6 protein-coding genes are annotated in these 8,410 nt (G+C 71.5%); 1 reads left to right on the top strand and 5 read right to left on the bottom strand.

Annotated elements, in window-relative coordinates; translation table 11 throughout:
- The first annotated feature begins 231 nt into the window (after window positions 1–231).
- Window positions 232–1,788 carry a trypsin-like peptidase domain-containing protein gene (locus ACFHWU_RS09950; RefSeq protein ID WP_416590355.1) on the top strand — a complete coding sequence of 519 codons (1,557 nt, stop codon included), beginning with the start codon at window positions 232–234 and terminating at the stop codon, window positions 1,786–1,788.
- Here ACFHWU_RS09950 and ACFHWU_RS09945 read toward each other — a convergent pair whose 3' ends face one another.
- From ACFHWU_RS09945 to ACFHWU_RS09925, 5 genes are read right to left on the bottom strand one after another with little or no spacing between them, the layout of a single operon-like run.
- A complete protein-coding gene (locus tag ACFHWU_RS09945) occupies window positions 1,789–3,030 on the bottom strand; it encodes a DUF1501 domain-containing protein (RefSeq protein ID WP_416557180.1) in 1,242 nt (413 codons plus the stop codon).
- 1 nt (window position 3,031) lies between these two features.
- The gene (locus ACFHWU_RS09940) at window positions 3,032–4,303 is read right to left on the bottom strand and encodes a DUF1800 domain-containing protein (RefSeq protein WP_416590354.1); all 1,272 of its coding nucleotides are present in this window, start codon (window positions 4,301–4,303) and stop codon (window positions 3,032–3,034) included.
- Between the two features lie 41 nt (window positions 4,304–4,344).
- The gene (locus ACFHWU_RS09935) at window positions 4,345–5,781 is read right to left on the bottom strand and encodes a Wzz/FepE/Etk N-terminal domain-containing protein (protein WP_416568953.1); all 1,437 of its coding nucleotides are present in this window, start codon (window positions 5,779–5,781) and stop codon (window positions 4,345–4,347) included.
- Between the two features lie 58 nt (window positions 5,782–5,839).
- Window positions 5,840–7,225 (bottom strand): O-antigen ligase family protein, encoded by a 1,386-nt coding sequence (locus ACFHWU_RS09930; RefSeq protein WP_416590353.1) that lies wholly within the window; start codon window positions 7,223–7,225, stop codon window positions 5,840–5,842.
- Complete coding sequence (locus tag ACFHWU_RS09925; RefSeq protein WP_416590352.1) at window positions 7,225–8,409, bottom strand: glycosyltransferase; 1,185 nt, start codon at window positions 8,407–8,409, stop codon at window positions 7,225–7,227. Before ACFHWU_RS09925 ends, ACFHWU_RS09930 begins: the two co-directional genes overlap by 1 nt.
- Window position 8,410: the final 1 nt, after the last annotated feature.

Genomic DNA, 8,410 nt, shown 5'->3' with positions numbered 1-8,410 from the left:
AGTTGGAGATCTTTCGCGTTTACGGATTACGTTAAACCGACCTGGAAATAGTTTTGGGAAGCCCTCCAGGGTCGACGGTGATCCGCTCGAATTTCATAACGGCACCGTAAACCGTGGTGACCCGGCCTCCCGGCCGGCGTTCAGCTTCTCTTCGGCCTCGGCGGTCGCGGTCGCGACTGGTGCGTAGGGTGGAAGAGGCTACCAGCACCAGCCCAACCTGTGAGTCCAAAAATGACTGTTAGGCGAGATTTATCCCGTACGGTCGGCGCGGGCGCGTCGTGGCTGACCGGCGTCGTCGCGTACGCGGCAGCGGTCGCCGTGGCGCTGGCGGCCCTTGTGGCGCCGACCCCGGCGGCCGCAGCTCCGCCGTACACGCTGGATGAGCGTGCCCTAGCGATCGCCTCGCCGTCACTGGTCTACGTCGAACTGGTCTACACCGGATACCTGCGGGACAAGCAGTCCGGCGCACCGCTGCGCGCGTCGCCGATCACGTTCACCCGGCGGTGCAGCGGCTTCGTCGTCGGCACCGGCGGCGAGGTGATCACCAACGGGCTCTGCGTTCGGCCGGCGAAGGACACCGCGGCGCAAAACGCCCTCTACTCGCTCGGACGCATCCTGATCGCGGAGAAAACCCTCGAGGCCGACGCACTCGACCGCTACGTCGCCGACAACCTCCGCCAGAGCATCTTCACCGGCATCGAGGCCGCGGACGAGCCGGACCATCAGGTGTACGGGCAGCTCGGCGTGGCACCCACGGGCGGTCTGACGGAGAGCCCGGCGATCCCCGGTGAGGTGGTCGAGGTGCTGGACGCCGACGCCGGCAACATCGCCCTGGTCAAGCTGGAACAGCAGAACCTGCCCGCGGTCGAACTGGCGTCGTCGGGCACCCTCGGCCCGGGGGCTTCGCTGGTCGTGGTCGGCTACGCCACCGACGAGGTCGATCCCCGCACGGCGACGTACTCGCTGCGCTCCAAGCCGGTGAAGGTCATCGGTACCGGCACCCGCGGCTCCGCGTCGCTGTACCGGGTCAACGAGGACGTCGGCATCCACTCGCTCGGCGGGATGGCGATCGACACGAACGGCCACGTCGTCGGGGTGCTCGACAACGACCTGGAACTGCCCGACCGGGCGAACCGTGCGCTAGTGCCGATGCAAACCATCACCGCGCTGCTCACCGAGGCGGGCGTCGACAACGCGTTGGGCGAGACCGACAAACTGTTCCGCAGCGGGCTCGACGCCTACTTCGCCGGTGACTACGAGACCGCCATCAGCCAGCTCGGCACCGTCGTAGAGAACGCGCCGGTGAACTCGGTCGCGCAGACGTACCGGCAGAACGCCACCGAACTGCAGAAGATCGAAGACAAATTTGCCGACGGAGCCGGCTGGCTGATCTGGGCCAGCGGCGCGGCCGGCGGCGCGCTGGTGACCGGGCTGATCGTGCTCGTGGTGCTGCTTCTGCGGCGCCGTGCCCGCCGCCGGGCCGCGTCGGTCGAGCTGGTGTCCCCGGCCGCAACATACCCGTTCTCGCCGGTGCCCGGATACCCGGACCAGCCCACGCCCGGGTACCCCTCGGCACCCGCCGATCCGGCCCAACAGCCGGCGCAGGAATACCCGCCAGCACCCATCTACCAGGCGTCCGCACCTATCTACCAGCCGCCTGCACCCACCTACCAGGCGCCGCCCGCCGCGCGACAGGGGACAGCGCCCGACGACCAGACGTGGCCCGACGACGAGGCGCTGCCCAACGAAGTCGGGCCCGACCCACACGGCCCCAACCGCCACCACTAGTTACAGCGCGAGCAGGGACAGCGGCTTCGGCTGGTACCCCTCCAGGTAGCGGGCCGGATCGGCGTGCAGTACGGAGGCGAGCAGTGTGCCGAAGACGTCCCGGAAGTCGGTCGTCGCCTTCAGGTCGCCGTCGTCGAGGTTGGTGAGGCTGGGCTGTTCGCCGTGAAAGCCCCCGACGACTCGGGGACCGAGTACGAAGACCGGTCCGGCGGTCCCGTGGTCGGTGCCGTCGGAGGCATTGGCGCGCACCCGGCGGCCGAACTCACTGTAGACAACGATTGTGACGTTGCGCCCGGCCGGGCTCGTCGCCAACCGGTCCATGAACAGTGTCAGCGCCCCGTCGACCTCCTTGAGCAGCCGCTCCTGCGCGGGCCGTTCGTCGGCGTGCGTGTCGAAGCCGCCCAGGCTGACCGAGTAGACCCGGGTGGGTACGCCTGCCTCGATGCACCGGTGCACGAGCGCGAGTTGGGTGGCCAGTGACGTCTCACCGCCCGTGCCGGTGGCCGGCAGGTGACCAGGCTCGCCGGCCCCGAACGGCTGATCGGACTCCCGTACCCGTCGGATCAGGCCGTCCACCCGCAGGAAATCGTGCAGCGCGGTCGCCGCCCGCGCCTGCAGGACGTCCTCGCCCCGCTGTTCGCGCCCGAGCGCGCGGACCATCTCCGCGCTGATCCCGGCGGGCAGTTGGGGTGCGCCGAGCGTGACACTCGCTCCCGCCCGCGTCTCGCCCGCCAGCAGTGGCGGAAGCACCGGCTCGAAGCTGACAGCCGCTTCCGGCGATGCCTGGATCCCGTCGAGCCAGCGCCCCACCCAGCCGGATCGGACCGGTGCGTCGGGCGACGCCGTCTGCCAGATGTCCATCGACCGGAAGTGGCTGCGGTCCGGCCGGGGGTATCCGACGCCGAGGACGACTGCCAACCGCTTGTCGTCCCAGAGCCGCTTCAGTCCGCCCAGCGCGGGGTTGAGGCCGAGCACGCCGTCGAGGTGCAGCACCTCCTCGGGGGCGTAGGCAAGCTCCGGCCGGGCGGAGTGGTAGGCCGGGTCGGCGTACGGGATGACGGTGTTCAGCCCGTCGTTGCCTCCGTACAGCGTCACGATCACCAGCGTGTCGGCCGGTCCGGGCTCAGCGCCCTTGTCGCCTTTGGCGAGCAGCTCGGCGATGCCCAGGCCGGCTGCGGCGAGCGCACCGCCGCCGACCGCGCCGGAGGCCAGCAGGAACGTGCGTCGGGTCAGCGGATCCATGCTAGTTCACCAGGTACTCCGGGCTGGCCAGGCCAAGCGTGATCAGCTCTTGCGGTGTCGTCGCCTGTTTCAACGCCGCGTACGTGCGGTTGGTCCAGGTCGGAACCACGAGTACGTCGGCCAACCGCTCCACCGTGATCCAGGCACCACCGGCCAACTCGGCGAGTACGCCGGCGAGGCCCAGCCTTACCTGGGCTGCCGAGGAGGTCAGCCAGGCGGTCCCGCTCGGCCAGCCGGCTACACTCGGCGGCGCGAACGGCACCTGTCCAAGACCTTTGAGCCCGCTGACGACAGTGTGGAAGGCCTCGCCGGAGAGTCGCGCCGGGCGGATGCCGAGCTGCCGCATTGCCCCGATCAGCCACTCCATCGGCTGTTTCACCATCCGGTAGCGCCCCGAGCGGAACTGGTCGTCTTCGACCAGGGCGCGCAGCATCGAGATGCCCACCGGGAACGCCGCGACCATCTCCCCCCGGGTGGACTCCGGGATCGGTTCGGTGGCGGACGCGTACCGGAACCACAGCCGGTCCGCGATGAACCGGGGGCAGGCCGGCCGGGCGGCGAGGTGGTCCACCAGCGAAAGCGCGTCGAACTTCGCGGTGGCGCCGAGGATGGTCTTGGGCCCGGCATCGTGGTCCTTGGGCACGAAGATCGCCGTCGCAGGCACGCTCAGGTCGGTCTTCCAGCCGGTCAGTGCCCGGCCGGCCGCCTTGACGTCACGTTCGCTGTACTGCCCGATGCCGAGCATGAACAGTTCCATCAGCTCTCGGGCAAGATTCTCGTTCGGCGCCCGTCTGGTGTTCGTGTGCCCGTCGAGCCAGTAGACCAGCGCCGGGTCGGTGACCAGTTTGCGGGCCATTGTGGTGAACGCCGGCGAGCTCCGCATCTTCTGGTGTTGCGCCAGCATGAACTGCGGACTTCCGACCTTCCGTATCGAAGTCGCCCAGTGCCCGTGCCAGAAGAACAGCAGCTTCTCAGTGGCCTGGTGGTCGGCGACGGTCAGCCGGTCGAGCCACCACCGGATGATCGTGTCGGTCTGCTGGCGGCGGAGCGCCTCCGCGGCGGCGCGCCGCTCGGCGCCCGGGTCGGGCAGATCGTCGAACGCGTCGGGGCCAAGCTCCGGCATCGGCGCCGCCGCAGCACCCCGGTCCTGCTCTCCGGGATCCATCAGACGCGCCACGGTGGCCGCGTACCCGGCCTTCGACGCGGCGGCCAACTCGGACGAGGTCGGACCGAACCCCACACGTCGCAGGAGCAGTGCGACGCTATCGCTCATGTGGATTAACGTACGCGACTGTGCCGGCGACCGGGTACCGCCTAGCGCCCGCGCCGCATCGCCACCCCGCGCCGCGTCGCCACCAGGCCCACCAGGTTGACAGGTAGGGCACGCAGCACGTCGGCGGCGGCGGCCAGCTGATCAGCGCGGGTGGAGCCGACCCGGGCCACCAGCAGCGTCGCGTCGGTCGCGCCCGCCAGCAGCAGCGTCTCCGCATCGGACAGTAGCGACGGCGCGTCGACCACAACGAACCGGCCGCTGAGCCGCATCGACTCCAGCGCCGGGGCCAGCGCGTCCGAGGCCAGCAGTTGCTCGCTCGGCCCCGGCCCGGCCGGGCCGGCCGGCAGGACGTACAGCGGCAGGTCCGGGTGCCGGTGCGTGGCCTGTTCGGCCGCGACCTCGCCGCGCAGCACGCTGGTCAGGCCGACCGTGTTCGGCACGTCGAAGAGCCGGTGTACGCCGGGGTTCCGTACGTCCGCGTCGATCAGCACGACCGGCTCGCCGGCCCGGGCGAACGCGATGGCGATGTTCGCCGCAGTAGCCGTTCTTTCTTCCCCCGACACCGAGCCGGTGACCGTGAGGCTGGCGAACCGGCGCCCGGCCGCGCGCAGCCGCAGGTTGGCCCGGATCTGCCGGAACACCTCGACGCGCGGCTCCGTGTCGTCGCCGGTCGCCAGCGGCGGTCTCCCCCCGCCGGCCGCGACGGCACCGAGCAGGACGGTGCCGGCGACCTCGGCCGCGTGGCTCTCGTCGCGTACGGTGCGGTCACGCGCGTAGCGGACCACTGCGACGAGGACTCCGATCGCCAGGCCCCCGGCCGCGCCGAGCCCGGTGTCGGCCGCGACCTGCGGCGTGGCCGGGGCCGAGGGCGTCGTCGCCGGCCGGGTCACCGAGACCTTGACCGGTGACTCGTCGATGCCGGTCGGCTTCTCCAGGCGCGCGACGTATGCGGGAAACTCCGCCGCGATCGCGTTGGCGATGTCGCGGGCGCGTACCGGATCCGGGTCACGGACCTCGACGGTGAGCACCGCCGTGCCGGCCGCGCCGGTCACCGTGACCCGCTGCGTCAACTCCGAAGGCTGGTACGGCAGTCCGAGTCGCCGTACGACGGCTTCGGCCACCTCGGGGCTGTTGCCCACCTCGGCATACGAGCGCACCCGCTGCAGGATGTAGTTGCCGCCCTCGTTGAGTTGGCCGATGTCGCGGGTGGTGAAGTTCGGCGCGAAGAACAGTTGGGCGTCCGCCCGGTACATGGGTTCCTGCTGGGCGGACGCGAGACCCGCGCCCGCGCCGCCGAGCAGCACCAGCGCCAGCACCAGCCACCGCTGCGACCACACGGCTCGCAGATGGCGCTCGAGCGTGAGCTGCTGCCACTGCTGGTGCCACTGCTGGTGTACGGATGGCGCGCCGTCGCCCGGCCCGTCGGAGGCAGGCCGACTGAGCAGCCGAGCCGGGGCGAACCGCCCGGAAAGCTTCACGCTGAACCTCACACCCCGCCGGAATAGCGGCGCAATGTTAGCAGCAGGTCCGCTCCGCTCATCGTCGCAAGGCCGTCAGCGCCGGGTCGGGGAGCCTACAATCGACGGGTCGCAGCGACTCGGCGGCGCCGATGCCGACGGCGAGCAGCAGCACCCCTGCGGCGCCCGGCCACAGGTAGAAATCGAAGAACCAGATCTGTACGGCGAACCCGACGATGAGCATCCGTGCCGTCAGCGACCTGAGCTTGACCAGCACGACCGCCAGGATGGACACGAACACCAGCAGCGCGAGCACGCCGAAGTCGTACCAGAGGGTGAGGTAGCTGTTGTCGAACGCCTGTGCCTGCCCGTCGGAGATGCCGATCTGCTGGAAGAACCGCACGTGCGCCTCCGGGCCGAGGCCGAACAGCGCGCTGCCGGCACCGTCCGTGATGCCGGACCACGCCTCTTCCGTACGGCGGTAGCGCGCCGTCGCCGAACTCGACCCGCTGACGTTGGTGAGGCGGGCCCGGACGAGGTCCGTCAGGTCCCGCACCGGCTTGGGACCGACGGCCACCAGTACGGTGCCGGCGGCGGCGAACGCCGCGACCGAACCGACGCCGCGCCGGGTGAACTTGCGCGGCTGGGCCAGATACCAGATGCCGAGCGCGCAGGCCGTGCCGATCCACGCGCTGCGCGACCCGGACAGCAGCAGGCCGACCGCCCCTGCGGCGAACGGCACCTGCCAGAGCCGGCCGCGCAGGCCAACGGCCACGCAGATCGCCAGCATGCCGTACGTGCCGTAGACGATCGGATGTCCCATGGTGCCGGCCGACCTGCCGGCTCCCGCCTGTGCCGTGAACGCGTTGCTGATGGCCAACTGGTCGAGAATCGGCCAGGTGCCGGACATCCGCTGGTAGACGGCCAGCAGGGTGACGGGTACGGCGACCCAGGCGAACGCCCGCGCCAGGCGGACCACCGGCGCACCGGCCCGCGCCTCGGCCACGACATGCCAGCCGACCAGCGCGTAGCAGGCCAGCGGCGCGACGGCGATCACAATGTCCTTCGGGCCGGTCCACCACATCAGGCCGGTGAGCACGCAGACCGCCGGGACCGCGAATCCCAGCATCCCGACGGACGGCAGCGGCGCGTACGGCTGGAAGCGCTGGATCCGGCCGAGCGCGGCGATCGCCGTCGCCGCCAGCAGCACTATCCATACCGGATCGACCGGGTATCCCGGATCGGCGGTGACCGGGACGAGCAGCAGGACCGCGAACAGCGTGTAGTTGAGCCGATCCGGGGTCCACAGCCCCCAGGCGAGCAGGCCGACCACGGCCACGGCGGCGAGCGCGACCGGCTGCCGGGCCGCCACCACCCCGACCGCGACGGCAGCCACCCCGGCGACGACCGCCACGGCCGGGTCCACCGGCCGGGACGCGCCGCGCAGCGTGGGCAGGTGCGACATCAGCTGACCGCGCCCAGCTCATCGAGGTACGCGACGAAGCGTGCGGCCGGGGACGGTTCGGTGGCGAGCTCCCGCCCGCGCCGTGACGCCTCGGCCGCGAGCCGCCCGAACGCTTCCTGGTCGGCGGCCAGATTCAGCAACGCCGAGGCGAGCGCACCGGCGTCGGGATCCACCAGCAGTCCGCCACCACCGGCGAGGATCTCTGTCGTGGCGCCCGCCCGGTAGCCGATCACCGGGGTGCCGGAGCGGAGCGACTCAAACGTCACCCGGCCGTAGGCCTCGTTGCGGGACAGCATCAGCGTCGCGTCCGCCCGCGCGTACAACGCGGCCGGGTCGTCCGTCCACGCGACGGTTTCGAGCTGCGTCTCGACGCCGTACCGGCGGGCCAGGTCGGCGAGGCCCCGCTGCGCTTCACCTTCGCCGACCCCGGCCAACGTAAGGGTGAACGCGCGGCCCTGGCGCGCGCAGATCGCCAGCGCCTCCACCGCGTCGGCCTGGCCCTTCTCGGCGCTGTGCCGGCCCAGCAGCAGCAGCCGCTCCAGTGCGACCGGACGGTCCGCACCCGGCCCGGAAACACCGTCCGGCCCGGATACACCGTCCGGCGCGGACGGACCGCCCGCGTCCGGCCCGGATTCGACCGGCGGCGGGATCACCCGCAGCTTCGTCCGCGCCGTCGGCACGGCGCTGGTGACCTGACCGGCGACGTACGCGGAAACCGCCACGACGCCGTCCGAGAGGCGCGCGATGAGCCGGGCGATCGCGGCCCGGGGCAGCACGGACCGCAGGCTCGGGTTGCTGAGCAGGCTCTCCCGCACCACCCAGACGTGCGGCACCTGGGACATCCGCGCGGCGATCGCCCCGGCTGGTACCACCGCCGAGTTGGTGACCACCACGTCCGGCCGCGTTCGGTGCAGCAGACGCCGGTATCGGGGAACCGAGGCGAGCGCCTGGAGCAGCCGGACCGCGCCGACCGCAGGGCCGTACCGCCGGCCCATCCACAGCCGGGTCGGCAGCACGACCACGTCGGCGCCGGCCGCGGCGAGCTGCGCGCGCAGCGGCCCGTCCCCGGGCACCGTGACGGTTACCTGGTGCCCGCGCGCCCGCACCGCCTCGCCGACCAGGGCGAGCAACGAACGCTCCGCGCCCATGAGATCGGCGGAGTGGCTGACGAACAGGACGTGCACG

Origin of the sequence: Micromonospora sp. LOL_015 (assembly GCF_048060275.1) — a bacterium.
Classification (GTDB): Bacteria; Actinomycetota; Actinomycetes; order Mycobacteriales; family Micromonosporaceae; genus Micromonospora_E.
This window is presented reverse-complemented; position numbering and strand designations above follow the sequence as displayed.

Coding starts and splice junctions, on each gene's coding strand:
- ACFHWU_RS09940 (WP_416590354.1), bottom strand. CDS start 4,303: ATGAGCGATAGCGTCGCACTGCTCCTGCGACGTGTGGGGTTCGGTCCG.
- ACFHWU_RS09945 (WP_416557180.1), bottom strand. CDS start 3,030: ATGGATCCGCTGACCCGACGCACGTTCCTGCTGGCCTCCGGCGCGGTC.
- ACFHWU_RS09950 (WP_416590355.1), top strand. CDS start 232: ATGACTGTTAGGCGAGATTTATCCCGTACGGTCGGCGCGGGCGCGTCG.
- ACFHWU_RS09930 (WP_416590353.1), bottom strand. CDS start 7,225: ATGTCGCACCTGCCCACGCTGCGCGGCGCGTCCCGGCCGGTGGACCCG.